Origin of the sequence: Vibrio sp. 1557, assembly GCF_033340175.1 — a bacterium.
Classification (GTDB): domain Bacteria; phylum Pseudomonadota; class Gammaproteobacteria; order Enterobacterales; family Vibrionaceae; genus Vibrio; species Vibrio alginolyticus.
Genome location: NZ_JAWOVZ010000035.1, coordinates 1 through 26,098, shown reverse-complemented (window position 1 = coordinate 26,098; position 26,098 = coordinate 1). Strand labels below are relative to the sequence as shown.

Sequence of the window (26,098 nt, the reverse complement as noted above, 5' to 3'; positions counted from 1 at the left end):
CTGAAACTCAGTATGTTGTTTAAGAACTGAACAACATGGGGCTACCATGTCTTCTCATCGAATTAAGCAACAAAGCCTCGTGTTACTTTTCTGCTACTGACAAGCGCAAGTATCACCACGATGACAGCACCAGCGATAGCCACGTGAATTATTGAGATTTGTTCCATTTACCCAGCCTATTGATTGCTTGTTATTTTGATATAAATACAACATAGCGCATATTCAACAACAGATTTCTAGGCCAGATCACAGACCTCGAACTCACCAAGTGGCCACCAACCCTTTAACATATTATTTTTAAAGGCTTCGTGGCCACTTTACTGTATTTACGTCCCCGCCACCTGACATAAACGCTACGTAAATAACATTACAAATCAACCAGATAGCCCCAAGACCCACTCTATGGGAATCCGTGAGATTCTATTTCCTGTCCTATTTTGGGCTCTGACTACATAATCCTTCCTGACTGAGCAGTTCGCTCACATATTGAAACATTTGATAAGGACTAAACCATGGAAAACAGAATCCCAGCTTCCATCCAAAAAGATATTAAGATTCTGACTAACCTACTGGTTGGTAACGAAAACTCTCTGGTTAACGAGCAAGATGAAACTGTAGAACTGGTCGCATACGGAGACTCTGAATTTGGCGGCCTGATCATGGCCTTTAACAACTCTGAGTCGCTGATCTGTACTAACGGAGAGTATGACCACGAACGTTTCTTAAGACTGACCGATCACTTCAGAACAGAATCTGAACATCTAGTAGGTAATACCCACATACTGACAACTAAAGTAACCTTCGAGGGTGTAGAACCTGCGGAATTTGAAGCCGTGTACGACTTTGACAATAACAAAGGACTGCCTCTGCAGATGTACCAAGCTTATGAGTACCTTCGCTCCAACCTTTCGCTTCCGTTGGACATTATGCTGGAAATATTTGGTGCGATTACCAGTGCAATCACATTCCACCAAGAGGAGTTATTTCATACCGGACTAGCCGGAACGATGGGCGACCACTTTGATGTCGAAAGAGCTATTGCCCACGATGTAAGACTTCAACACCAAAGCGACTAACACTTAAGTCTGTTTATTCAGACCGCACGAAAAATAAACACATATTAATTAAGCAACTAGCCGTGAAATATCGGTGACGGCCTCTTGCACCCTGAAATCACCGCTTAAGTTATTAAGCGGCCAATACAACACGGAGATTTATTATGAACAATTCAGTACAAGCTATTATTCCGAAGCCACTGACAGCCTATGTTGAGGCATATTTAGGTCTTATCACCGACCCGTTCTACTCGAATGAAGACCTGGGCATTAACCCAAATAAAAACCGAATATCTATCGGGGCAGAAAATATTGGTCCAGGTGCCTTTAGTATTTGTCACAATTCAGATGTTTTCACGAATGATCAGGAAGAAAACGCTCGTCGCATAAATCATTTCATCGACAGTGAGTTTCTCATCTATTTCGAAGTTCCAGAAGAACTCGACGCGCACTCAGAGTTTGCAGGCATCCACTTTGAAGATAAAGAGTTCTGGTCATCTTATGATTATCAAATGCCTGGATATCCGCAGTTCCTATACGACTTTCTCTCACATTTGATTGAAAGCAAGTCCTATTCCGTCGAAGGCACGCTTGCCATCTTTGGAAGCCTATTACATCAAATCACCGTGCCTTACTGGGGTGAGTTCATGGATGAAGAAGAGCTCCAACAAACCGAGGTTTCTCGTCTCCTTGGACTGCATTTTGACATTGTAACCGCTGTACGACATGACCTCGACTACAGTCAGCAACACCACTCAAAGATTACACAACCAGCTGAAGCTTAATGAATTAGCACTCAGTGGGAATGGGTGAGACACACTCTGATAGGACGAAATCACAATTCCATTTACATTCTACGGGTGGCCCCAGAGAGGCCCCCATTCAACAAATTTTTATGTTTAGAAGGATTCAATATGAACACTAATATCCAAACTAATGCTGTCACAACTGTCGTATCTGGTGCCCTTTCTCCGGAAGCATCATTAAACGATACACAAAAGAAACTCCAGACACTTAAAGATCGTGCCGCCGCTAATACCGTGCCAAGCCAAACCGTACTTGAACAAGCAAGAGTGGGCGAAAGCGCAACTCCCTTCATGGCTTTTTCCGTTGAGCATGAAGATGTGAATATTCACTGGATTGATACGCCAGAGAAGAAAGGCTACATCCTGTGTAACGGTAATGGTTGCCCGCTATGTCGTGCTGGCAACAAAGCATACAACCGCCTACTGCTACCTGTATTTAACTTCAGCTCTCGTCAAGTTGAGATTCTGGCAATCACCGATGCTACCCATCCCAAAGCAGCTCTGCCGCAAATCCTGCCAGTTTTTGATGCTGTAGAGCCAATGATGATACTCATGAGTCGTCACCGTAACAGCTATACCGTGGATTTAAAACCGATACCTGAGAACATCGATCTGGGCCAGTCAGAGATCGAAGTTTTTAATAATGCCTACGCTAACGGGGAGTTTAAACTGAGCGACGTGTTCCAGAAGTGTTCTAGCGAAGAGCTGGCAGCAATACCGAGTATCCAAGTGATGCTTCAATGTTATGGCTACACGGCGGCTTAACAATGAACTCGTCTCTGAATCAAATCAGCAGCGCTATGGCGCTTGCTGGTTTCAGAAAAGAAAATAATGGTCTCTATGTCCTGTCACTTCTTAAGAAGCACCCTCACCTGCTGATTAACTGGGCGGTAGGTGTGGGTAAATCTACCAATATGGATCAAGTGATAGAATATGGCATAGAATCAGGTCAGTATGATTTGATCATCGTGCTGGCCCCCACTCGCGCTATCATCAATGAGCGCGACTATATCCAGTTCCCGCCTGAAAATATCAAAATCACTAATCTCCGCCCGCGTCCTAAAGAGCTGTGCGGTAAGCAGCGCAATGCTGACTGGGCGGACTATGAACAGCGTGGCCTTTCTATACTTGGTAAACGCACTATTTGCGCCTTATGTCCTAATCAAGAGAAATGCCACTGGAAAGATCAATTTGGTGATGTTTTGCGCGGCACCCAAGTGCTCTTCGCTACCCAAGCCCATTTGACAAATGACTTGAATTTTATTGCTCGAATGAAAGCTAAGTGTGAAGCTCAGAATGTACTGGTTATTTTTGATGAAGCGACGGTATCGCTAACACCATATAGCCGCACTATCACGCAAGAAGAAATAGCGAACCTAATCTTCTGTTTGTGCGAATCAGACATCTCTCAGAAGCGCAAGGCCGCCAGCGTGTTTGCCTTGCAAAGCCTACTCAATGCAGCAACAGATGACCTGAGAGAGCCTGACGTATGGTCTATGCCCTCGATCTATCCGACGGAAATCCGAGAGCTGGTTACTATTGGGGAGCGCCACTGGCCGGGAGAATTCCGCAACATTCACTTTGACCTGCAAGCACTGATGAATTCGCCTTTAGATTCACGCGAGAAAACCGAGTTCGGTGATATACGCTTTTCTGCAACACCACTTGCGGCGGACTGCGATGTTCTACTCTACAGCGGCACGACTCATGAAACATTGCTGAACCATAAGCTGGGGCTTAATTTTCACAATTTCTATCAGGACACAGCCTTTAAAGGCGATGGTACTCAGTGGCTGAATATTGCCTCTTCTCTGGGTACATCTGGTCATTTCCTGAAGAACTCCCCACAGATATTGGACTTTTTTCTTGAGTTAACTCTCAAGCGCATCCGGGAAGGTAAACGAGTGCTGCTGATCTCAAAGAAAAAGCATAAGCAATATTGCATTGATACGCTGAATGAGATGCTAACCGTCCGTAGTATAGATGATGTTCAAATCGTCGATGGCGAAGAATACGATTCCAATGGCACCATCACTCAGATACCAGTCATCCACTACGGTGTAATTGGCATTAACCAGTTCGAGCAATTCGACTGTGCTTACTGTCTGAATAGCTACTACGTTACCAAAACCATATTAGCGAATGCCCTACAAGACATGCGAGCCAGTGATGAGCAGCTGGAAATGGAAATCAAAGTACTGCCGAACCCTCGCCGCCGTCATGCCCGCATTGCTGACAATAAGTACCGATATACCGATGTAGCTCAACTGACTGACCCGATGTTGCAGACCCTAGAAATGGGCACCGTGATACAGGCTGTAGGCCGAGTGCGTCCTTTCACATCGCCATGTGAGGTTATTACTTTCCAGAACAATCCGCACCCTAACTATCAGTACGATGCTGAGTTCAACAATCTGGCAGAAATACGCGAGCACTTCGGCATTGATAGTCAGCGCGCACGAACAACTGGTACTAAAAAGCAAGAAATACAGCAACTTAAACAACAAAGCTTAACACAAAAGCAAGTTGCTGAGCAGTTGGGTATAGGCGTTCGCACCGTCCGTCGCTACTGGAGTGGCCAAAAGTCCTAATAAAACCATTTTTATAGGGTTGCTGGCCACCCGGAGGCCCTACGTTTCCAAGAGAGAATATTGATTATGAATTTATTGCCCGCACTAGCAAAACGATTTAACGAAGCCGAATTCGAGCCAAAGAAAAGTGCTATTATATTGCCAATGCTGCCACCACTAGATTCAGCGGCGGTGACGTACATTGGAACCCAAGAAGACTTGGAAGATCTGATACATCTAGCTCATCAGTTGCCATTGACCGGCGTGTCACTAGACTTTGAGTTTAAGTTCAGCCGCCTCGCAATCCCACTTCGAGGTAACAAGCAAAAACAGGATATCCGAAGTATTCAACCCCTATTGATGGCTGTTACTTTGATGACCAACACAGGCAATCAGTTGCATCTTCACAATTATGTTATTGATTTAACTAAACTCAAAGATACGAAACGACTTCAGCCATTACTTGATCTACCCACGACCTATATCGCCCACCATGCCAAAGCCGAGTTACATTGTCTCTGGCAACTGGGTCTGACTGAGCCTCGCACTATCTGGGACACCTGTATCGCCGAGAGAGCACGATATCTGGGCCTGCATGTGTTTGACAATGATCAGGTATTTGATTCAGAGAACGCAGAGATTTGCGCCAGAGCAGAGCACGCTGAAAACAATCGGATCCGTTATGCATTGAATACCGTGGCGAGCCGCTATGATATTCACCACCGATTCAATTTGGTGAAATCAGACTTGCAGCACTCCTTTATTGACTATGACAGTGGAGAATTTACCAGCGAGCAGATCCACTATGCAGCTGAAGACGCTATTGTTGCAGCAAAGCTTTACCTTTCTCAGATGCAGCAGTTAACCCTCCAGGGAAGTTACCACCACCTTATCACGGTGGAGATGCCCTGGACCATCACCAATGCAGCCATGGAGTGGCATGGGGTGAGTGTTGATCGGGAAAAATGCAACGCTGTGCTCAATGCCAGTACGCCTAAGCTGGAAGCGCTCAGAAGTCAGCTGGCACAAATGGGGTTAGACAATCCCAATAGTCACCAACAAAAAGAAACGTTTTTCCGTCAACTCAACTTACTCGATCATTTTAACAAGGGCGGCAAATACAGCTTCAAGTTACAACTATTGAAAGATCTGGCCCATATCCACCCTGCTATCGGCCTACTGGCTGAATTTAGCAAGGTTCAAGCCATTGAGAGAGATATACTGCTTCGGCCTACTATTATCGGTTCCGATAGTCGCGTGCACCCAGAGCACAAACAGCTGGAAGTCGTAACCGGGAGACAATCTTGTGCCAGCCCGAACCTGCTCGGACTACCTGGCGCAATGCGCCCACTCATCATCCCGAAGACAGGAAATGGAATCGGTGAAGCGGACTATTCCCAGATTGAAGTCGGCATCACAGCTGCGGTCTACAGCGATAAGAATCTGATTGCTAAGTTCAACGCGGGGGATATCTACACAGTCATGGCTCAGGAGTTCTATGCCAACGACCTGGATGACGAAGATCGGCAATGCGATTCCGACACTTTCAAGCATAAGCACAAAGACAAGCGGGATATCATGAAAACATGTGTACTCGGTATTCTGTACGGCCTATCCCCCTTCGGACTGGGTAGCCGTCTTGAGATATCAGAACTCGAAGCCAAACAGTTGATGAATCGGTTCCTAGCTATGTTTCCTACCCTGAAACACATGATGGAAACCGCGCCACAACAAGCAGCATATCGGGGTTGTGTGAGCACCAGTACCGGATTACATCGCCACCGTTCTAATAGCGGTGCACTAAGCCGCCACGAGACAAACTGGATGGTGAATATGCCTGTTCAAGGAACAGCTGCCGCTCTGTTTAAGATCGCGGGGAATCGACTCTACCAACTTTACAAGCCCTATGGTGCTAAGCTGATCTTGGCTATGCATGATGCCTTTATCTTCGAAGCCCCATTAGACAAGATGCCAGAGGTTGGACGATTGACAATCGACGTGATGATTCAGACTGTGGTTGAATTCTTCCCTGAACTCAAGCCACGCATCGACCTGAATGACTCTGCCACTCATTGCTGGACTAAAGATGGGGATGCAGGCAGTGTTGAACGTTGGATTGCAGAGCGTTAACAGTATATGGAGGGGTTAGCAATGCTACCCCCACAATCAGCCTTTAGCATCTGATTACGACTATTCAGAACCCGCGTAATATTTTAGTAATTCACCTGGCTTTTTGATCTTGCTGAGCCAACGATTTACCGATTTTGATTTATCACCCTGACCATCTGACAAATTAAATTTATCGATGATTTCATACACTAACTGTGTTTGCGCATACTCTTTTTCATCGTTGGTCATGTGGTAGAGCCAGCCTTTTAAGAACACCAGCTTAACTGTTTCCTGAGACAGGTAGACTTTTTCCATGTCTTGTTTGTCTGTCGTGCTCTCTGCCTTCTTTTTACGCCCAGCCTTACCAAGCTGGTTAGCTAAGAAAAGATCGGGACACTTTACCTGTCTTTTCTTCTTCGTTGATCTTTCCTGCACTTGCTCTTCTTCAGCTTTCTCTATCAAAGAGTAAATCAGAGGGAGCAAGCGCTTAGCTTGATTTAAGGTCCATAACGATTCATGCTCTTTCAGGAAGTGAGTCAAGTTGAGCGCCAGTACTGCAAAAACATGGTGCCCTCGGATTTTCGTATCTGACGTAAGATCTTTTGTCACCTCCGATACGGTCCCTTTATCAACACAGTACTGCGTCAATTGAAACCAACTTTCTTTGCTTCTCTCTAAAGCAAGCTCATATGGCGGCACAAATGGCTTTGTCGGTTCATCTTCGTCAATAAGCGCCATTATTTCTGAAAACTCAATACTGGATACCATATCTGATACCAAGGTATCGATGCTTCGCAACGCTTTGCCTATCAGCTCATACAGCCGCTCATCTTGCTGGCTATGCTCAACAAGTCTCGGAAGAACATTCATCACGATCGAGAAGTTTCTCTCACTCACATTCAGCAAAAATTTGCAATGCTCAGTACAGTGGCGAAGATAAAGCTTCATCAAGGATCCATAAAACAGATCTAACTGAGACCAGCCGTACGCTTCTGTTCCAGGTAAGTGTGTTCTTTTATGTTTTGGATGGAATACGTCCAGATCATCTCCGTACAACTTTTTCATAGTAATAATATCTGGATCGCTGCTACTGATTATGTAACCCATTGCCCCTCTCTTTTCCCAGCCAAATCAAAGGCGCATAGTACAGCAATTGGGAATGACCACCAATCCTATTACATGACTTTAAAAGACTCTTAACCACGTGGTATCTCCAACTCCGTGGCGATTGCTGCTGGCGTGTATGGCGGCTCAAACTTAGTCAAGATGTATAACCAAGGCGATCTATACACAGCCATGGCGCAAGAGTTCTTTTGTGATGAGTTAGAATCAGAATGCCGCAGCTGCGATTCGTCGGCCTTCAAAGAAAAATATTCTGAGAAACGATCCATCATGAAGCAATGCACACTTGGCCTAATTTACGGTATCACCAGCATTGGAATAGCGAAAAAACTCAATATCAGTGTCAACAAGGCCTCGGAACTGATGAATAAGTTTCTATCGATGTTTCCCGAACTACAAAAAGCCATTGAGAGAATGCCCCAGTATGGCGCTCTGCGAGGCCATGTAAGCACTGCAACGGGATTGCACCGATACCGCCAATTGGACGCTAAGCGCGGCCATACTGAGAAAAACTGGATGGTGAACATGCCAGTGCAAGGTACAGCTGCGGCACTGTTCAAAGCAGCCGGAAATCGACTTCATCAATTGTATAAAGGTTACGACGCCAAATTGATCGTTGCGATGCACGATGCCTTTGTTTTCGAAGCACCGAAAAAACACCTAAGCGCAGTCAGCGAGTTAACTGCACAGATCATGACCCAAGTAGTGCAGGAGATGTACCCTCAGTTGAAGATAAGAGCCGATATCAACATAAGCCAACCAGATTGTTGGACCAAAGATGGTGATCCGAACACACTTGATGTGTGGCTAGCTAAATGACCAGAACTGGACGCAAGGCCTAATGGATTTAGTATTAAGGTTTTGTGTCCACTTTTTCTGTTTCTCAAATAGTGATTAGTGGGCAAATCGATACTTAGTTGATTGGATAGCTCTCTTAGTGGTACCAATTCCCTAGCACACTTATGCCCCCTTTTCTTGTTATCACTGAAGCTAATTAATTTCTCTTGGATGAAAGTTCCCCTTACCCAAAGTTTTCCGAGGGCGCGTCGAAGTAAGCAATTTAAAAATTATGCGTCATTTTGTAATCTAAGATCCAACAACTCTCGTTAACCTATTGATTATCAAATGAACTATGATTGGAAAGGCTGCATGATAGGAGTATGAAAAGCTGCTAAAAGAGTTAAAAGCATTCTATAGTGGAGAAATAATGTTCGAGTTTCAGAGAAATAAAGCAGAATATTTGTATCACCATACAAAAAGTTATACCGCGATTAACTTTATCCTCAAGAATAACGTTTATTTTAAAATGCAATCAAGTGTGTATACTATATGCCGTTCAATGGGGCTAAAAATAAAGGAACTATATGTTTAATAATAAATTACTTTTAGTAGGGTTGTCGTTAGCTGCGTTGGGTGGCTGTACATCTGTTCAATACAATGGTTCGCCAGCGAACTCGGTCACTAAAGTTGACTATCCATCTGTTGGTGAAGTTAAAACAGCTTATGTCGGAGACCATTTGGTTAGCAAAGGCACAATGGCTGAAATGAGCGTATTACGCGTATCAAGCATGATTAAAAGTTTGGCGTATGACATACCTCAGGGTGACTACAATCAACTCGGATACGATAACAAGCAACAGTTTTTCTCTCCTGTTGGCGTTATTAAAGCGGCATTAGCGGACCCTATACAGGGCATTGCCGTAGAAAATAATCAACAAAATGAAGTTTGTTTTGTAACCATCTTTGGTGCGAAGTCTTGTGTAGATGATGCTTATGGTAAGTTTACTATCACTAAGAAAATGTCCCAGTTCCAAGACAGTTTCCAACAGACTTTGATATACAGCGGTAAGGTAGGAAATAAAATCAATATTAGTTACCGTGAGTTTTCCAATGACATGGCAAGACCAGCTTTTAATAATGAAGCAGAGTATGACCTAAGTGAGTCGAATCAAATTGGTTATAAGGGCGCTGTGATTGATGTTTTGGAAGCCGACAATACCAAAATTACATATCGGCTTATCAGAAACTTTCCAAACTAAATATTAGCCCACGAAGAGGTATAGTTTTTGGGAATGGTTGTACAGACTCAGATATATCTTCAATTTGATCTGCTCCAGTCAGAGTGGACACTGAACTTAAGTGAATTTTCCATACTTGAAGTTATTCGTGTTTTGCTACTTTAAGTAGAAACTCTAAGTAACTTCTGTCCAAAAATAATTTGGAGACACTCAGAACTCAAAAATCAAGTGTAATCACTGCGTGAACGAAAGTGGACGACATTCCTTAATGAGTCATTTACTAAGGAAACACGTCCACTTTTGTGAGCCTCATTGCCCCTTAACAAAAAAAAGCAGAGGGTTCTCCCCTGCTCTTCTGGCGCTCAGTCAATCATCTATAACCTCGTCGGCGACAATACCGATCAAAAACCCAGCAACTCCACCAGCTAAAGCACCGTAGGCCCCATAGTACCTAGCTCCGAGAGCTGCACCTATTTTCGCTGCACGAATACCTGTGTTCTTTTTGGATTGGGATGACGATTGTGAAAAGGTTCTGCTTTGCATGTTTGCCTCTTTTATATATGAAAAAGGACCATGCTCAGTAAAGAACATGGTCCTCTAATTTTTTGTAACACTGCTTAGTGAGAGTGACCACACACCTGACAGCTACCATCATCATAAGCACGCTCACCGCATGCCGGACAGGTTGTTACTAGGGTTGTGATTGATTTAATCGTCATATAAAGACTCCTTATTGTTTATTGGATGAAGTAATGGGGTGTTGCGAAGCTCATTGATACCTCGGCCTAGAGAGTCCAATTCGAAACCGATGTACCTTGAGCCAAGCTCCGCAACGAAACTTATTGTGCTTTACCTTTAGGGGTATCTAGACCGCATTTCGCCACATCCATGACTTTGCCATTCATGGTTCCACAGGCATCGGCATACCACTCAATACGTGGGCCAGACTGAGAGTAAACTTGTTTACCTGCTTTCCCATTCCAGGATTTTTCTATCTTCGAAATGTCAGCCGGATTACCGCCGAGCGTACCGCCAGCGAATGATGATGTGGTAGCGAATAGACACGTTAGACCTAGCAGGATGATTGATTTTTTCATTGTGTTGTTTCCTTGAATACGTCATGACGCCATCGGTAAAGGCACCGAAAGCGAGAATGGTTAATAGTTTAAAGAGGGTGATCGACAGGTAGTGTCGAGACGAGTGAATCAATTTCACTCAAGTTATATATGCCTTGTCAGACATACGCTGTGGCGACCAATAAAAGCTATAGCAATATCAGTAACCTTATGAAGTTTAGCTAGAAATAATCGGATTCTCTCAAAGCACGACATGCCCTGACGAGTGGTCTATCTAAAATGCGTAGCATGAAAGAACACGACACCCTAGCGAAAAGACTTGGTATTATTTTGACCCGTTTGAATACGGGAGAACGGCTATATCTGGAAGAATTGAGGCGAGAGTTCGGTGTGAGTGAAAGAACCCTGCAGAGGGATTTCAATGAGCGATTAAATTACCTCCCTATTCAACGCGAAGGTGCATGTTATTTTCTTGATCCAAAAGTCTTGGGTAAGCAGACTAACCACGAAATATCAACATTACTTGCCAACATGGGACTCGACACCCTGTTTTCAGGCAAGCACTACCTGAGTAACGGAGTGCTTAACAACAAACCGACGACGCCGTTTCTATTCAAGAACCCACGGATTGAAGACATCAGCGAAAACGCTTCTATGTTCCAGAAACTTATCGAATCGGTTCAACTACGGCACGTAATCAGCTTTGTCTGCGATGGACAGGCCTATGATCAGTTCCACCCATACCGGTTGGTGAACGATAGAGGACTCTGGTATCTCGCCGGAGCACACAGAAACCGCCTAGATTTACTCAGAGTTGCCAGAATTTCCGAGTTAGTCCGATATGAGGACAAATACTCTCCCGATACTAACGTCGAGCAGAGCATCACTGGTTGGCGATCAGATGTTGAGTTAATAACTCCTGTTGACGTGGTTATACAGATTCGGGGACGAATTGCCGATGCCTTCTTCAATGAAAGCACCGACCATGATTTTCGAATGTTGAAAGTACTGGATTCCGGAGACGTATTAGCCTGTAACCAAACCAATAACATTCCACACTTGCTTCGTCAGCTAAAGGCGTGGCTTCCTGATGCAGAGGTATTGTCACCCGACTGGTTGCGGTACCAGTTGAAGCAAGAACTTCAGATCTACCTGAACACCGTCATGTAAAAGCCACAGTTCCTAGTCAATCACCGTCTAAATCTTGGTGTTGGCTGACATCTCCGTCGTAGACACCCCGCTACATAATCAAGCCGCGAGTTACCCAACTCCTCGGCCCTAGCCTTGAACATTCCAGTATGAGCCATTTTCTTGTCTTTCCATGCTCCGCATACAAAGCCCTTGACTTGATGGAATCGTAGACTGATACCGAATAAGGGAAAACTTAAAACGTTGCTATTTTTTAGTACATCCTAATAAACTAATAAATAACCCGCTAGGGGCCGAATTGTTAATAATATATAGCTATTGAAATTACAGATTCAATCACCTCTGGCTATCGTTAGAGTGCATCACGTTTAACGAAAATTGTCCGTTTGGCGATCCATTACCCTTCCTCATTGCCAGTAATAGTAATGGGGCCGGAATAGCCGATTACTAATCCGTCCCCCATCAACCGGCCAGTTCACCTTATAACAATGTGATTTAGGCTCCGTGGCCGCTTTGACCTTCCACAAACACAACGCACCTGTTTTCAGCCCTTGCTTTTACATGTAGCCATGAGTCGAACGCTAACTTTCTCGGGAATTTTCCCTGACAGTTCCAACTACTGATTTGACACAAGGTCATTCAGATCTCCTCCTTTGGCTTTGAAGTTCAAGGATTTTCTAATCCCTTGGCTCGGTGACCAGTAATGAAAAGGCAAAAGCCATCGCACCTTGTTTTCACTGGCATGATGGCTTGTCCAATGTACAGACCAGAGCAACGTGAAAATTTCTCCTGTTCATTTCTTGTCCCGGTCTGGTCGTTCCTTCAGTCCACAGTTAGCTTAACGTCATCGTAAGCTTCCATTGCTACATAGCTGATAAAGTTAGCCTGGTAAGTTTTAAAGAAGTCCTGCACATCTGGCCTGCTTAGTGGTACTTCGCCCATGAACCGGATGAAAGCGACATCGTGAGTCACATCGAAATCAATTTCTTTCTCAAGTTCAGAGTAAAGGCCAGCATAGGAAAAGTCAGTCAGGTAAGCCAGATGCCAGCAGTTATCTTTTTTCTCAAAACGTAGCTCTACTGGGTGAAATCCTCCATCTTCGGGTGTATATAAACTATCACGGTAATTAAGCGTAATTGCGGTAACGTCATTGTTGATTTGATGTTTACTGACTTCTTCATTAATTAGTTGTTTAAAAGCATCAGACACAGGTAGCCCTAGCTTTTCGCCATAGGTCAGTTTCATAATAATTTCTCTTTGATTTTTCGAGGATTGCGCTCTTGATTAGTGCGCAGTATGAAAGGGGTTTATGCGGTAGTTTCGGTGGAGGTGTCAGCGTCAACTAATGCGAGCAGTTGATCACGACGTTCATCAAAATTTGTCGACAGAACGTGAAGAAACAGACTATTCGGCGCAGCCTTTATTAGTCCAATCGTATCAGATCTCAGTGCACTAGCTGTAAACGAGGGATTATTAGCACTTCCGCCGATTATTGCTGGTTTTAACACTGTACTTTTAAATGATTTATCTTTGTACTCCTTAAGAATATTTATCAATTTTCTTATTGAAATGAGTTCTTTGGTAAATAAGCCCCCACTATCATTGCCCGTTAGCTTTAGATGCAGTTCTTCATCTTCTATTGTTTTGACCAAGTCGAAATAAATGTAACTCTCGCTCTTTGGACTAAGCTTTTTAGCTTTCCCTGATAGCAAAGTGGCAGTATTCTCACACTCTATTGCTTCCTGATTACCTTGGTCTTGTGTCTCTTGTACTTTCTCCGGTTCCATTCCTGTCTGTAAGTTTTCTTCCATAACTTCTACCTCGCTATCGGCTTTATTTTTATTACTGGCGGTTTTGCGGGACATAGATATTTATCCTTATTGTTTGGCTTGAGTTATAGCGACTCTGCGTGCGGTAACAAAACCTGTACAGGGTGAGACGTATTTGATGTCGGACTAACTAAATAAACGCCGCCCCCTGCTGATGTGATGATGGCAAGGGCAATGATAAAATCCGTGTCAGTACTGTTAATAAGGTAAACCGTTTCGGGGTAGTTTTGTACAAAACGAATAAGATGCTGAACACTCTCTGGTTGCTGATTAATGGATTCATCCGTATCTGACTCTTCGATTAATATCAGGCTAGTGCTAACCTCTTGCCAGAATTCAGCAGTAATTACATCATCAAATTCGAATGGTTCAGTCATGTGGTGTCGTAAAGCTGCTATCGTCTCTTTCGATAATGGTAGAGAGTCAAGCTCATTGAATTGTGTGATTATTTTCATTTTCAAAACTCCATATATAAGAAAGCCCGAACTCATTCGTTGAGTTCGGGCTTGATATGTTGATTTAATATCGAAGCGATTAGGCTTCGTCGATTAATTGGATTAGAACTTGCGAAGATTGACGAAGAGACTCATTCCCAGCTCTCGCATAACGCATTGTGCTACTAATGGACTTATGGCCGAGAAGTTGCTTTAGCACACCAACATCAACGCCTGCAGATATAAGTGATGATGCATAAGAGTGACGTGCTGTATGAAAAACGATCTGATCGGGTTCTTTAAGCATCAATTCTTTTTTGATCTTGTTGAACAAATGTCGAGGTTGGCTGATGTGTGACTTTTCTTTTTGCCCTGGAAATACATATGGGTTCCCCTTCTTCTTGAGCCTTAGCAAAAAACGAAACTCTTGAATCGCCTGGGGTGTAAGCTGGATCTGGTGTTGAAACCCATTCTTTGAGTCTTCCCTTGGTATACGCATCACACCATTTTCAAGGTCAATATTTGGCCAACGAGCAGCCCTGAGACTGCGTTCTCTGCATCCCAGCATGAAAAGCAGAATAATAAACCGGCTACGAATAGGACAATAATCCGGTTTTCTTAGCTCTTCGAAAATCCGTTTTATCTCCTGAGGCGATAGCCATCGCTCCCTAGCTCCTGTTTCTGGAAACAACTTAACACGAGCCGCAACGTTGGGAATGGAGTACTCTTCTTCTATCATGCGGCCCATTAGCTTGAGCAAACATAACACACGGTTAATTGTTGAACGACTTAGCTTCTTACCACGTAAATGAACCTTATCCATCAATCCTGCAACCATGGACTGTATGTGTGAAACTTTAAGCTGGTCATAACTGATATCCCAAATATCAACACAGTGGTTAAATCTTGCTATATCATGACGCCAGCTTTTCTTGCGTGACTTAGAAATTTTAATGAAGTGATTGTTGAAGTATTCAGATACAGTAGGTATGTCTGGTTTGACGGTTGAGTTTTTTGGATCTATTCCTTCAGCAACCATTAGCTTAATACGTTGCGCTTGCTTCCTTGCATCCGCCAAGGAAACTTCTGGAAACGTACCAAGAGATAAAGAGCCTTTTTTACCATTCAAAGTATATCGAACCAACCACTTCTTTCGCCCATTTTTACCAACCAGAACCTTGAAGCCCGATAATTCGGAACAGGAATACTCTGCTTCAGTGGACCGAGAATTAGGATCATTGGAAGGTAAGCTAGTGATCTTAGCCGTAGTGAATTTAAAACGTTTCTCCATATTAAGTGAACCTCTTTACTGGCTTACTCAATAAGAATATATGTCTAATTTTTGTACTAATCCGGAAGAAAGTCGGACACGAAGCCTAATGTAATACAGACAAGTCAGGCTTCACATCTATTCCAGGTTACTGACAAAGAAAGTTCAACTGTTTTACTCTCTCAACGTATCGTACCAAAAACTACCTTCAGGTGTTTTCCGGTCATTCCCTACTTTAATAACGGTAATTCCTGAATGGTCTTTCAACCTCAATCTTTCTTGATAATACTCTTTAAGCTTTAAATCAGATTCTGCACCAAAGTCATTTGTGTAGTGAAAAATAACTAGTTCCTTTCCATCATCTTCTATACAAGAACGGAATAGGCCATTAATATGCCCGTCATCCACATTAAAACCATAGCCTATAACTGCGACTACATCAGACTCCTTTAGGTTATTGTATAATTTCACATAACGTTCAGACATTTTAATTGATGTGAGAGGTTTAATCCCACTTTGAGTAAATAAAAATGGAACTGTAAAATGCTGACTATCGGCTGAGATTTCTTTAGATACAATAGTATTTAGGTAAGGATCATAGCAGTCATCAACTGAACCATTCAAATAATAAACATCTTCATCTGATATTGTTCCGATAAAGTTGTTATAGTTCGTTGTACCAATAGCCTTAATTTCATGCTCTTCTTTAATATTTAGAATATCATGATAGTAACCATCACCACTTATTATTTTCTCATGGAATTTATCAGCTATAGATGATATATATCGTTGAGCCGTATTCAAAAATATATTTATCTTGCAAAATTTGGCCCAATCTGTTTTTGGGCTATAAAGATAGCGCCAGTTAGAATCAATCAGTGATTGATAGTCTAGTGAAGCAGCAAAGATATCTTCAAGAATTTCTAGGGCAAATGCACATATAAGGTGTTCATCACTTGTATCAGCTGTTATTGCAATTGGCTCGCCATCTAAGATAACTTCGAGGCCTGTCAAACCTGCCCCTCTATAATCTAAAGAAAAAATAGCCCCGAGATCATCAAATATGTCAATCTCATCAGGTTTCTTTTCAAAAATGCCATCATTTAAATTATGCACTAATTCTTCGCCACAAGCCCCTATAAGCAGCTCAAGGACAGAACGACAAAAGTCACGGCACCTTTTTCTTATAAAGAAGTTTTCATCCGTGGATGGGAGCTCAAGTGCTTTCAAGTAACTCGAGAAAAAGTCGCTTGAGAACAGTTGATTATAATCTCCCAAAATACCAGAAATTCTAATTTCATGGCTAAATGTTTCTGAACCAAATGATATACCCAAAACCCTTTCAAAAGCTTCGCGTATGTTTCTATCAAATGTTTCATCAAACTTACGGGCTAATTCTGAGACTCTAGAGTCAAATTCTGATAGATATCTAATAATATCAAAACGTTTGTACTCTAAACTACTTTTAACCAAGCTTTCATATTGAGTTCTACCAAATGATGATATGGGCTTCTTCTCATAGTCTTGTGGTAGCCAATTCTTGGCATAATTTGAGCGTTTATTGACTTTTTCCCTTGCTTCTCTTAACCGTTTTTTGTCTTCAGCAACATCCATTCTAAATATGTCGAGGGCAAATTTCCCTCCTGACGGTAAACCATAGCCAATTTCGGCACCAGCACCAAAAAACAATGATACTTTACTCATTAACTCGCCCTTTTCCAAATATGAATCTTGAATGTCTTCAACAAACAGGTTTTCGATAGACATATTTCAAGCTGATCTTTAGCACACAATCATATCAACACGCTGCATAAGAAAGATATTCCAGCATGCGCATACTTGCCAAAAATTGTGAACTGATAACGTTTGGGCCGGGATGATTACTAGTTAATTTTCTATAAAGTGGACACTAACCCTTAAGTAAAAACTTTTATTAGGTTTCGCGTCCGCTTCATCACGCCCCACCAGACCGGACACAGACAAGAGACCCACAGCAATTCAGCCTTGGCTATATTGGCACGTAAATCACGCACAGTTCATCAGCACAGGAGATTCTTGACACTTTAATCGCACAGGAAATCTGCACAGAGAACAGGAGATAGACAGGAGGTAGGTTTGAGGAGAAGGCTTACCCTGAATTTCAGGTACAAAAAAACCAGCATTAAGCCGGCTTGATATGATTTTTACTGATTACGACACCGCAATTTTTCTAGGATTTTTAAATCCCTTGTGTCTACCAATTCCACCACCAGGGCAACGCAATCATGCGATGGGTTAGACACCATCTGTCTCAGCGACCTTTGCCGTGAGAACGAGGCGTACTTTAACGGATTAATTTATCTGGTCAACAATAAATTTTATCTTTTTGATTTAAGTGCTTAAAAAGCGATCTGCCTAGTATATTTGGCATTCAATTAGACCAATAAGCACCCGTTCCCTTTCATTGTCTATTAAGTCATACGCATACTAGTGCCCGTAACTGCTTCGAGGTAAACACGCGACTATCACGTTATGAACGCTGATCTTTTCACCGCTGTAACATCTGTAACAATTTGATTCCCTACTCTTGGCACGACTGCGTACAGAACATCATATTTTGTTACCGATAACTTTATATCGAATGTGGTCGTACCTTTATAAAATCATTGACTTTTTTTATTTTCAAACAAAGCTCAATTCATTATCGAAAATATCAATAAATAATGGTACGTTACACGAGTTGCAGTAATTTAATGGACATATATCACATATAAGGATGTGGTTTACTTTGGCGACACAACATAAGAAAAACAAGGTATATCACTAATGTCTATCAAGAATCTTTCTATAGCGAAAAAGATATCGCTATCGTTTTTACTCATTGCCATCGTCAACATTGCATTTGGCGTGTTTTTATCTACAGAGCTCAAAAGCATCAAATCTGAGCTTTTAAACTATACCGATGATACGCTTCCTGCAATGGAAAGGGTCGATTCGATTCGAGACCACTTGTCTCGCTGGCGCCGAGCTCAATTTGCTGCGTACACTTATGAAGACGCAGACCAAGTCAAAACTAAAATTTCTAACAATATTAGAGAACGCGAAAAGATCACTAGAGAGCTCAACGCTTACGGTGAAACTATCTGGCCTGGCGAAGAGCAGCAAACTTACCAGCGTCTTATGCGTCAGTGGAAAAAGTACTTGGATACTATGGACCAGTACAATGAAGCGATGCTAGCTAACGACAAAAGCAAGGCCCACCCTATTTTGGCGAACTCTTTGTCTGCTTTCGAAGCGGTTGACTCAGAGTTAGGCGAACTAATCCGTCTCCTTAAAGAAGCTATGGACAGCAACAAAACTCATATCCTGTCCTCTGTAAATGGATTGAGTAATTCTTCAATTGCAAGTAACGTGATTATTCTACTGATCATGGTAGGCATGACATACGTGCTGACTCGGCTAATTTGTGGCCCACTTAAACTTGTTGTTGAGCAAGCAAATGCCATCGCGACAGGTGATCTATCAAGTGACATTGACCGTAAAGCAATCGGCAATGATGAGCTTGGTGAACTGGCAGACGCGACCACTAAGATGCAAGATGACTTACGCCAAGTTATCGATAATGTGATTGCTGCAGTTACTCAGTTAAGCAGCGCTGTCGAAGAGATGAACCAAATCTCCGATATTTCTGCGTCTGGTATGAAAGATCAACAGCTGCAAATTACGCACATCGCAACAGCAATGACAGAAATGAAAGCGGCCGTAGCCGATGTTGCTCGTAACACTGAAGACTCAGCGAACCAAGCTAACGAAGCAAACCGCCGCACACAACACGGTGTTCGTGAAACCCAAGGTATGGTTGACGCGATTCAAGAAGTTTCAAATGTAATTGGCGCTGCAGGCGATACCGTAGCAGAGCTTGAACAGCAATCGAATAAAATTAACGTTATCGTGGATGTTATCCGCGACATCGCCGATCAAACCAACCTACTTGCACTTAATGCAGCCATTGAAGCGGCGCGTGCTGGTGAGTCTGGTCGTGGCTTTGCCGTCGTTGCAGACGAAGTTCGAACTCTTGCTGGCCGTACGCAAGATTCAACGAGTGAAATCACTTCGATCATTGAGCAGCTACAATCACTTGCAAAAGACGCAAAATCAGCCACTGAACTTTCTAGAACCAGTATCTCAGAATGTGCAGAACAAGGCATTCAATCAAAACAGCTGATGAGCGACATTGAGCATTCGATTTCGGACATCTCAGACATGGGTACCCAAATCGCCACGGCTTGTAACCAGCAAGACTCTGTTGCGGAAGAGCTTAACCGCAGCATTGAAAACATACATTTAGCATCTCAAGAGGTCTCGCAAGGCTCGGAGCAAACCGCACAGGCGTGCCGCGAACTAAGCCAGCTATCCATTTCTCTTAAAGATGTAATGAGCCGCTTTAAACTGAGTTAAACTCAGTGGGTACCTTAGTAGATATCAAATCAATCCCGATTTGCTTAAATTGAATGTCATCACTGAGGTATATTTAGGTATATATTAAATCACTATCTTAATAAACGCTCCAAAGCACCACTTGGAGCGTTTTACTTCGTCAGGTACTTTCCCCAAGTACTCAATAACATAACCAATACAAAAAACGCGTACGGAGACTTTATGCGCTTAAATAAAACCTTACTATCACTGACTATCGCTGCTGCAATCGCGGTTCCTGTAATGCAAGCTACTGCTGCTCCTCTTCAAATTAGCAATACAGCAGCAAAAGCAGAGCAAGTTCAAGGTGCTAACGCTTGGCTAGAAATAAACTTAGGTCAGTTCCGCGATAATATTGAGCAGTTTAAATCGCACATGGATGGCAAAACGAAAATTTGTGCCGTGATGAAAGCCGACGCATACGGCAATGGTATCGCAGGCCTGATGCCGACTATTATCGAGCAACAAATTCCTTGCGTTGCCGTTGCAAGTAACGCCGAAGCACAAACTGTTCGCGACAGTGGCTTTAAAGGCCAACTTATGCGTGTACGCTCAGCGGATATTGGCGAGATTGAAGCCGCAATCAACCTAAATGTCGAAGAGTTGATAGGCACAGCAGAGCAAGCTAAAGCACTGTCTAAACTAGCCGAGAAAGCTGGTAAAGAAATCAAAGTTCACCTTGCTCTGAACGACGGTGGTATGGGACGTAATGGTGTTGATATGACGACAGAAGCAGGCAAGAAAGAAGCGCTAAAAATCGCTCAACAAGCTGGCGTAAATATTGTTGGTATCATGACTCATTTCCCTAACTACAATGCAGACGACGTGCGCCAAAAGTTAGCTTCATTCAAAGACAGTTCTGCATGGCTGATTAAAGAAGCGAATCTAAAACGCGACAACATTTTACTGCACGTAGCAAACTCTTACACCGCGCTTAATGTTCCTGAGGCGCAGCTTGATATGGTTCGTCCTGGTGGCGTTTTATACGGAGACTTACCAACTAACCCTGAGTACCCTTCTATCGTGTCTTTCAAAACACGCGTGGCATCCGTTCACCACCTGCCAAAAAATAGCACAGTCGGTTACGACAGCAGCTACACAACAAGCAAAGAAAGCTTAATGGCGAACATTCCTGTTGGTTACTCTGATGGTTATCCACGAAAAATGGGGAATACGGCAGAAGTTCTGATCAATGGCCAACGTGCAAAAGTTGCGGGCGTTGCTTCAATGAACACTACTATGGTAGATGTTACAGGTATCAAAGATGTTGAGCCTGGTTCTGAAGTTGTTTTGTTTGGCTCCCAACAAGGCAAAACGATTTCAGCTGCTGAGATGGAAAAACACGCAGAAGTCATCTTCCCTGAACTATACACGGTTTGGGGAAGCGCGAACCCTCGTGTCTACGTAAAATAAACCTATTCAGTTTTTCGTAACAGAGCGAAAAAGCGAGCCTCGTGCTCGCTTTCTTTCTTATTTACTAATCTGTACTAGCTCGTGATGTTATCAATTAAACAGAGCTTACTATTTCTGTTGTTTTATTCTCCTTTAGCACTACCAAGCGCGACTCTCTACACTCTGTTTCTTAAAGCCGCTTGGATGGCTCAATTTTATATAGCACTTAGAGTTTGAAAGCCCCTCCAATTGATGTTAAACATGAAGTTTACAAAAGAATAACAAACACACTCGTATGGCACTGCCCCTTTGCCTGCTAGCTAGGTATCTCTATGACAGAAAATACTCAACATCTTCAACGCTCCTCCACTGAGTTGCACGAATTTAATCGGCTTGACGTCTGGAACGGCTTCACCCAACTTTTCCCCCTCTCTATGTTCGTGGTCATATTTGGCCTCGCTTTCGGTGTTGCTGCGGTACAGACTGGACTAGATGTATTTCCCACTATGTTGATGAGCACACTGGTCTTCGCCGGTGCTTCACAATTTGCCACGTTAGAAATGTGGGGAGCAGAAGTCCCTCTCATTCCAGTTCTTATTACTGTATTTGCTATTAATGCTCGTCACCTCTTGATGGGAGCTACACTTTATCCATGGTTACGACAACTCCCACCAACAAAACGTTACGGTGTAATGCTGGTAGCATCAGACGCTAACTGGGCAATGGCACTCAATGCATTTGGTAGAAAAGAACCAGGCTTTGGCTTGCTTGTTGGTGGCGGCTTAGCGATGTGGTCTTTTTGGATTGTGGGCACCTGGATCGGCATTTATTTTGGTAGCGCAATCAAAGATCCGGTGGGCCTCGGGCTCGATATGGTTATGGGATGCTTCCTGCTGTCTATGGTGGTGGCTGGGCCGAAAGACTTAAGAATCTTTGCAATTTGGGCCATAGCAGCAGCCTCTTCTATGTTGGCATATTGGTATTTGCCAGAGAATAGCCACGTAGTGGTTGGCGCCATTACTGGCGGAGTATTGGGTGCTTGTTGGAAGGAGAAGAAAGCATGAACATCGAAACAACCTTAGGTGGCACACTGCTTATCATCATCGCTATGGCGTTAGTCACGCTCATAACCCGCTGGGGCGGAGTGTATGTTATGTCATTCATTCCAATTAGCGAACGGGTTCAACGTTTCATTACTGCGATGTCAGGCTCCGTACTGGTTGCCCTTTTAGCTCCGCTAGCAGTAGAGGGTGATAATGGTGCTAGAGCAGCACTGTTTTCTACTGCTGTTGTCATGTTCATCGTGAAAAAGCCTCTACCCGCAATTGCAGCAGGCATCATCGCCGCCGCCGCGGTACGTGCTCTTTAGTCGTTGTTTCAACGCCGATACCAGTCATCAATAAAAGACCCAAAACACAAAGCCCTGATGTCACGAGTGTCATCAGGGCTTATCTTATGCTCATCATTTTAACGATGAACAACGATTATTAATCATGGTGAGACAGCACATCACGCACAGCAGTTACAATTGCGCTTATATTTGTCCATTTTACCAATACCAGGGTTAAAGGTATTGGTTGGGTCTAATTCGTGGTAAAACTTCTGCAACGAGTTTTCGGCTTCATACAAGTGACCCACGTTATGTTCTGCTGGGTATTTGGCACCACGGCTATTGAGGTGCTCTAGCATCAGCTTTTTCATCAACTTCGTGTCAGTCCCTTTTTTGAAAATGTAATCTTGATGGAAGACGTAACACATAAAGTGACCATAATAGAGCGCTTGAACAAGGTTCTTACTCACCTCTTCAGGCAAAGTTTCTAGCCACTCTTCATCATTACGTCGCAATGCAATATCAAGTGCAACGATGTCTTCTACGTCTTTTCGGTGAATCGTCTCGTAACGAATTGCTGCACCTGCTGCTGCAAAGCGATGTAAATAAGCTTTTTTACCTTCTTCCGGCGTACACTCGAAGAAATCACAGTCGTCTTCAACAGCCCAAACTTCTTTGAGGTATTTTTGTGCTTCAGCAATACCACCATCACTCATTTTCAATACCAGGTGATGCTCATACTTGTCACGGAAATCCAGCATTCGCTCTGGTAAATGTTGTGGGAACAACTTGCTCGCGTAGTACAGAATGGTGTCTGGCAGATATTTACTGACAAACGGGATGCGCTCTAAGAAGTTTTCTACCTTAGCTTTAAGTGCGAACATTTTTGGCAGCTTATCTGTGCCTAACAAATCGATTGATAAGAACACATCCTTGCCGTACTTCTCTGCCATGTTGAAGATATCTCGATGCAAGTATTCTCCCATCTCAGGCAAGTCATCAAACGTAGATAAGAAGTCTTTTCGCAACTTCGTTAGTTTCGCAGGGTCATTGGTGCCAAGGTAAAAAACCTGCTCTTTTTCGGGTACTGGGTAGCTGTCAACCCGAACGGCAAAAACTCCCAACTTACCAGCGCAGCCACTGGCTTCAAATAATCGGCGTTCATCGGCATTAAAGCGAGAAGGAATGTCAGAAGTCACGTCTCGAACACGTTCATCGTATTCTTTGTCTGATGCCATTCGCTCATCATGAATGATCTTCGCTGGGTCAAAGTTCCCTTCTTGCAGGTTTGTTAGAATTTCTTCTGGCGTTTCACCTAATCCTTCAATACCAAGGTGGTTCACCAAATGTAACTGGCCTTGCTTATCCACCTGCGCATAGATCGCCAGTTCCGTATAGGCAGGACCACGCTTAACTAGCGCACCGCCTGAGTTATTGGCGATACCACCGACCACAGTGGCACCTAGCGATGAAGAGCCGATGATAGAATGCGGTGCTCGATTCACAGCCTTCAGCTCTTTCTCCAAAGAGTGTAAGCTCGCACCAGGCAAGCAAACCGCCTGCTTACCGCCATCTAATAAGTGAATCTTCTTGATTTTGGTAATATTGATCACAACCACATCGCGATCATAATCATTACCACTCGGAGCTGAGCCCTCTGTTAAACCTGTTTTAGCCGCCTGCATGATAATGATGCAGTTTGCTTCAACACACTGTTTAATAATCTTCCATTGTTCTAGAAGAGTGTTAGGAAACACGATAGCAAGCGCATTACCACTACCCGAACGAAACCCCGAGCGGTAATATTTCGTTTTAACCTCGTCGGTTAGAACATTTTCTTCCCCCACGATGGTTTTAAATTCTTCAATCAGCTGCTTTTGTTTCATATCCGTATCTCTAGTTATTGTACTTCGCTCACAACACCGCTTAGCGGCAGGCATGGCGTTTGAGCCACTATAAGCAGTCCATTTCTCTGCGTCTATGTCAGGCGGACGAACAATACGTAATCAATAAACAACAAACAAAATAATTCTTTATTTTTCTGTTACTTATCTTTCACATTTGAGAAATTTAACGTAAGAAACAGACCGTTTCTTAAAAGAAACAATAGCAAAACCATTTGTTAACAGTTGTGCGGGGTATCTTGTTATCAATATTAGTGAAGAAAACGAGGAGAAGCGTAAGCTCCTAAATTTAAGAGGACTCTTAGAAATGAAGATGGAAACATAAGCTCAACACCAACATAACGATCGGTGTTGAGTTATTGGCTTAAAATCGATGGTTTTGACTTTGAAAGCTTGTGTATAGATGATCGATAAAGATCTTAATTTTTTCTGGTTGCTGACGAGTGTAAGGGTACACCGCATAAATACCCAAACATTTGGCTGTTTCGTCTTTAAATAACTGAATCAGACTGCCTTGCTTTAAGTCTTCATAAACCAATACACGCGGCACATAGATGATTCCCTGCCCTAACAGCGCCACATTTCTCAATACAGAAGAATTGTTAGTACAGAGGTTACCGTCGACGGTGATTTGATATACCTCGTCTCCATCTTTAAACGCCCACTCATGCGCTCCGGTTTCTTGGTAGGAATAGACTAAACAATTGTGTTTAGCCAAGGCTTGAGGTTGTTTAGGTATGCCATGTTTAGCTAGGTATTGGGGTGACGCGCAAATGATCCAATTTGCATCCACCAGCTTTCTTGCAATCAGACTAGAATCTGGCAACACACCCGTTCTAATTGCCAAATCAAAACGTTCATTCACGATATCGACGAAACGATTATCTAGATCCATATCGATATTGATGTCTGGGTATTTCTGATTAAATTCATTAATCACTTGAGGAAGAATTAATTCACCAGAGATAGTAGGCACCGAAATTTTAATGTTTCCAGATAAGTTTTTACCTAAACCCACAATGGATTCTTCCGCCGTTGCCACCGCTTGATAAACCGCTTTTGCATGAGTAAAAAACGCTCGTCCTGCTTCAGTCAACGTTAGCGTTCGCGTTGTTCGGTAGAGAAGCTGTACACCAAGCTCTTGTTCAAGCTTGGCAATCCGTTTACTGACGACCGATTTGGTCAGTGACATATGTCTCGCGGCAGCACTGAATGAACCTTGCTCGATCAAGTGATAAAAAATGATGTAATCGTCGGTATTTCTCATGCGTCTTCGTCAAATCCTTTGGAAGCCCGTATTGTAAACTGAAATTGGCTGAGGTGCGAAACATCGGGTCACACTTAATATCAGAAACTCGTGACAGAGATGGGGTTGCTAAGCTCACAGGTAATGAAAAAGAGATGGTGTGAATTTATCAGTCTTCAGATACAAAAAAACCAGCTTTCGCTGGTTTTAAGTTGATGCACTTGGCATCGAGATACCGCCATGGCCATATCTGAATAATTTGGAGCGACACACGAGGTTCGAACTCGTGACCTCAACCTTGGCAAGGTTGCGCTCTACCAACTGAGCTAGTGT

Annotated in this window: 22 protein-coding genes; 12 read left to right on the top strand and 10 right to left on the bottom strand. The window is 43.2% G+C overall.

The features are described 5' to 3' along the window. Positions 1-512: 512 nt before the first annotated feature. From R7070_RS22945 to R7070_RS22925, 5 genes are all read left to right on the top strand, one after another. Positions 513-1,076: a hypothetical protein gene (locus R7070_RS22945; RefSeq protein ID WP_169643913.1), complete on the top strand. Its 564-nt coding sequence runs from the start codon at positions 513-515 to the stop codon at positions 1,074-1,076. A gap of 143 nt (positions 1,077-1,219) precedes the next feature. Then, on the top strand, positions 1,220-1,840 hold the full coding sequence (locus R7070_RS22940; RefSeq protein ID WP_169643911.1) for a hypothetical protein: 621 nt from the start codon (positions 1,220-1,222) through the stop codon (positions 1,838-1,840). A gap of 129 nt (positions 1,841-1,969) precedes the next feature. Beyond that, on the top strand, positions 1,970-2,626 hold the full coding sequence (locus tag R7070_RS22935; protein WP_169643909.1) for a hypothetical protein: 657 nt from the start codon (positions 1,970-1,972) through the stop codon (positions 2,624-2,626). Then, a complete protein-coding gene (locus R7070_RS22930) occupies positions 2,602-4,452 on the top strand; it encodes a hypothetical protein (protein ID WP_250154728.1) in 1,851 nt (616 codons plus the stop codon). Before R7070_RS22935 ends, R7070_RS22930 begins: the two co-directional genes overlap by 25 nt. Before the next feature lie 66 nt (positions 4,453-4,518). Beyond that, positions 4,519-6,561: a DNA polymerase gene (locus R7070_RS22925; protein WP_213965039.1), complete on the top strand. Its 2,043-nt coding sequence runs from the start codon at positions 4,519-4,521 to the stop codon at positions 6,559-6,561. A gap of 60 nt (positions 6,562-6,621) precedes the next feature. On the opposite strand, the gene R7070_RS22920 is transcribed toward R7070_RS22925, so the two are convergent. Beyond that, positions 6,622-7,647, bottom strand: a complete 1,026-nt coding sequence (locus R7070_RS22920) for a hypothetical protein (RefSeq protein ID WP_169643906.1) — start codon at positions 7,645-7,647, stop codon at positions 6,622-6,624. A gap of 114 nt (positions 7,648-7,761) precedes the next feature. On the opposite strand from R7070_RS22920, the gene R7070_RS22915 reads away from it, so the two are divergent. Both R7070_RS22915 and R7070_RS22910 read left to right on the top strand, forming a co-directional pair. Further along, complete coding sequence (locus R7070_RS22915) at positions 7,762-8,481, top strand: DNA polymerase (protein ID WP_225492308.1); 720 nt, start codon at positions 7,762-7,764, stop codon at positions 8,479-8,481. A 545-nt stretch (positions 8,482-9,026) separates the two neighbouring features. After that, entirely contained in the window at positions 9,027-9,701 is a 675-nt protein-coding gene (locus tag R7070_RS22910) for a hypothetical protein (protein WP_025607861.1), read from the top strand. A 345-nt stretch (positions 9,702-10,046) separates the two neighbouring features. Here R7070_RS22910 and R7070_RS22905 read toward each other — a convergent pair whose 3' ends face one another. Continuing rightward, positions 10,047-10,223 (bottom strand): hypothetical protein, encoded by a 177-nt coding sequence (locus R7070_RS22905; RefSeq protein WP_019280745.1) that lies wholly within the window; start codon positions 10,221-10,223, stop codon positions 10,047-10,049. 296 nt (positions 10,224-10,519) lie between these two features. After that, positions 10,520-10,777 (bottom strand): hypothetical protein, encoded by a 258-nt coding sequence (locus R7070_RS22900; RefSeq protein WP_169644533.1) that lies wholly within the window; start codon positions 10,775-10,777, stop codon positions 10,520-10,522. A 267-nt stretch (positions 10,778-11,044) separates the two neighbouring features. Here R7070_RS22900 and R7070_RS22895 point away from each other — a divergent pair, with 267 nt between their 5' ends. Further along, positions 11,045-11,926, top strand: a complete 882-nt coding sequence (locus tag R7070_RS22895) for a helix-turn-helix transcriptional regulator (RefSeq protein WP_169644535.1) — start codon at positions 11,045-11,047, stop codon at positions 11,924-11,926. An 801-nt stretch (positions 11,927-12,727) separates the two neighbouring features. On the opposite strand, the gene R7070_RS22890 is transcribed toward R7070_RS22895, so the two are convergent. From R7070_RS22890 to R7070_RS22870, 5 genes are all read right to left on the bottom strand, one after another. Then, entirely contained in the window at positions 12,728-13,150 is a 423-nt protein-coding gene (locus tag R7070_RS22890; RefSeq protein ID WP_169644537.1) for a DUF2787 family protein, read from the bottom strand. Between the two features lie 62 nt (positions 13,151-13,212). Then, positions 13,213-13,770 carry a hypothetical protein gene (locus R7070_RS22885; RefSeq protein ID WP_169644539.1) on the bottom strand — a complete coding sequence of 186 codons (558 nt, stop codon included), beginning with the start codon at positions 13,768-13,770 and terminating at the stop codon, positions 13,213-13,215. 29 nt (positions 13,771-13,799) lie between these two features. Continuing rightward, positions 13,800-14,189: a hypothetical protein gene (locus R7070_RS22880; RefSeq protein WP_169644541.1), complete on the bottom strand. Its 390-nt coding sequence runs from the start codon at positions 14,187-14,189 to the stop codon at positions 13,800-13,802. A 79-nt stretch (positions 14,190-14,268) separates the two neighbouring features. After that, entirely contained in the window at positions 14,269-15,459 is a 1,191-nt protein-coding gene (locus R7070_RS22875; RefSeq protein ID WP_169644543.1) for a site-specific integrase, read from the bottom strand. A 153-nt stretch (positions 15,460-15,612) separates the two neighbouring features. Further along, the gene (locus R7070_RS22870; RefSeq protein WP_212734075.1) at positions 15,613-17,205 is read right to left on the bottom strand and encodes a hypothetical protein; all 1,593 of its coding nucleotides are present in this window, start codon (positions 17,203-17,205) and stop codon (positions 15,613-15,615) included. Between the two features lie 1,038 nt (positions 17,206-18,243). Between R7070_RS22870 and R7070_RS22865 the strand changes: the two genes are divergently transcribed. The 4 genes from R7070_RS22865 to R7070_RS22850 all read left to right on the top strand — a co-directional run bounded on the left by R7070_RS22865 (position 18,244) and on the right by R7070_RS22850 (position 22,654). Beyond that, a complete protein-coding gene (locus R7070_RS22865) occupies positions 18,244-19,875 on the top strand; it encodes a methyl-accepting chemotaxis protein (protein ID WP_053303666.1) in 1,632 nt (543 codons plus the stop codon). A 201-nt stretch (positions 19,876-20,076) separates the two neighbouring features. Then, the gene (alr, locus tag R7070_RS22860; protein WP_025767730.1) at positions 20,077-21,306 is read left to right on the top strand and encodes an alanine racemase; all 1,230 of its coding nucleotides are present in this window, start codon (positions 20,077-20,079) and stop codon (positions 21,304-21,306) included. A gap of 311 nt (positions 21,307-21,617) precedes the next feature. Then, positions 21,618-22,349, top strand: coding sequence for an AzlC family ABC transporter permease (locus R7070_RS22855; RefSeq protein ID WP_256900031.1), 732 nt, complete (start codon positions 21,618-21,620; stop codon positions 22,347-22,349). Next, the gene (locus R7070_RS22850) at positions 22,346-22,654 is read left to right on the top strand and encodes an AzlD family protein (RefSeq protein WP_017820198.1); all 309 of its coding nucleotides are present in this window, start codon (positions 22,346-22,348) and stop codon (positions 22,652-22,654) included. Before R7070_RS22855 ends, R7070_RS22850 begins: the two co-directional genes overlap by 4 nt. A gap of 140 nt (positions 22,655-22,794) precedes the next feature. Here the strand turns inward: R7070_RS22850 and dld are convergent, their stop codons facing one another. Together dld and R7070_RS22840 are read right to left on the bottom strand one after the other, a co-directional pair. Then, positions 22,795-24,501 carry a D-lactate dehydrogenase gene (dld, locus tag R7070_RS22845; protein ID WP_064369232.1) on the bottom strand — a complete coding sequence of 569 codons (1,707 nt, stop codon included), beginning with the start codon at positions 24,499-24,501 and terminating at the stop codon, positions 22,795-22,797. Between the two features lie 382 nt (positions 24,502-24,883). Next, positions 24,884-25,786 (bottom strand): LysR family transcriptional regulator, encoded by a 903-nt coding sequence (locus R7070_RS22840; protein ID WP_017633645.1) that lies wholly within the window; start codon positions 25,784-25,786, stop codon positions 24,884-24,886. Positions 25,787-26,098: the final 312 nt, after the last annotated feature.

Coding starts and splice junctions, on each gene's coding strand:
- R7070_RS22885 (WP_169644539.1), bottom strand. CDS start 13,770: ATGTCCCGCAAAACCGCCAGTAATAAAAATAAAGCCGATAGCGAGGTA.
- R7070_RS22930 (WP_250154728.1), top strand. CDS start 2,602: ATGTTATGGCTACACGGCGGCTTAACAATGAACTCGTCTCTGAATCAA.
- R7070_RS22865 (WP_053303666.1), top strand. CDS start 18,244: ATGTCTATCAAGAATCTTTCTATAGCGAAAAAGATATCGCTATCGTTT.
- alr (WP_025767730.1), top strand. CDS start 20,077: ATGCGCTTAAATAAAACCTTACTATCACTGACTATCGCTGCTGCAATC.
- R7070_RS22890 (WP_169644537.1), bottom strand. CDS start 13,150: ATGAAACTGACCTATGGCGAAAAGCTAGGGCTACCTGTGTCTGATGCT.
- R7070_RS22850 (WP_017820198.1), top strand. CDS start 22,346: ATGAACATCGAAACAACCTTAGGTGGCACACTGCTTATCATCATCGCT.
- R7070_RS22905 (WP_019280745.1), bottom strand. CDS start 10,223: ATGCAAAGCAGAACCTTTTCACAATCGTCATCCCAATCCAAAAAGAAC.
- R7070_RS22940 (WP_169643911.1), top strand. CDS start 1,220: ATGAACAATTCAGTACAAGCTATTATTCCGAAGCCACTGACAGCCTAT.
- R7070_RS22840 (WP_017633645.1), bottom strand. CDS start 25,786: ATGAGAAATACCGACGATTACATCATTTTTTATCACTTGATCGAGCAA.
- dld (WP_064369232.1), bottom strand. CDS start 24,501: ATGAAACAAAAGCAGCTGATTGAAGAATTTAAAACCATCGTGGGGGAA.
- R7070_RS22880 (WP_169644541.1), bottom strand. CDS start 14,189: ATGAAAATAATCACACAATTCAATGAGCTTGACTCTCTACCATTATCG.
- R7070_RS22925 (WP_213965039.1), top strand. CDS start 4,519: ATGAATTTATTGCCCGCACTAGCAAAACGATTTAACGAAGCCGAATTC.
- R7070_RS22910 (WP_025607861.1), top strand. CDS start 9,027: ATGTTTAATAATAAATTACTTTTAGTAGGGTTGTCGTTAGCTGCGTTG.
- R7070_RS22875 (WP_169644543.1), bottom strand. CDS start 15,459: ATGGAGAAACGTTTTAAATTCACTACGGCTAAGATCACTAGCTTACCT.
- R7070_RS22900 (WP_169644533.1), bottom strand. CDS start 10,777: ATGAAAAAATCAATCATCCTGCTAGGTCTAACGTGTCTATTCGCTACC.
- R7070_RS22855 (WP_256900031.1), top strand. CDS start 21,618: ATGACAGAAAATACTCAACATCTTCAACGCTCCTCCACTGAGTTGCAC.
- R7070_RS22895 (WP_169644535.1), top strand. CDS start 11,045: ATGAAAGAACACGACACCCTAGCGAAAAGACTTGGTATTATTTTGACC.
- R7070_RS22945 (WP_169643913.1), top strand. CDS start 513: ATGGAAAACAGAATCCCAGCTTCCATCCAAAAAGATATTAAGATTCTG.
- R7070_RS22870 (WP_212734075.1), bottom strand. CDS start 17,205: ATGTCTATCGAAAACCTGTTTGTTGAAGACATTCAAGATTCATATTTG.
- R7070_RS22935 (WP_169643909.1), top strand. CDS start 1,970: ATGAACACTAATATCCAAACTAATGCTGTCACAACTGTCGTATCTGGT.
- R7070_RS22920 (WP_169643906.1), bottom strand. CDS start 7,647: ATGGGTTACATAATCAGTAGCAGCGATCCAGATATTATTACTATGAAA.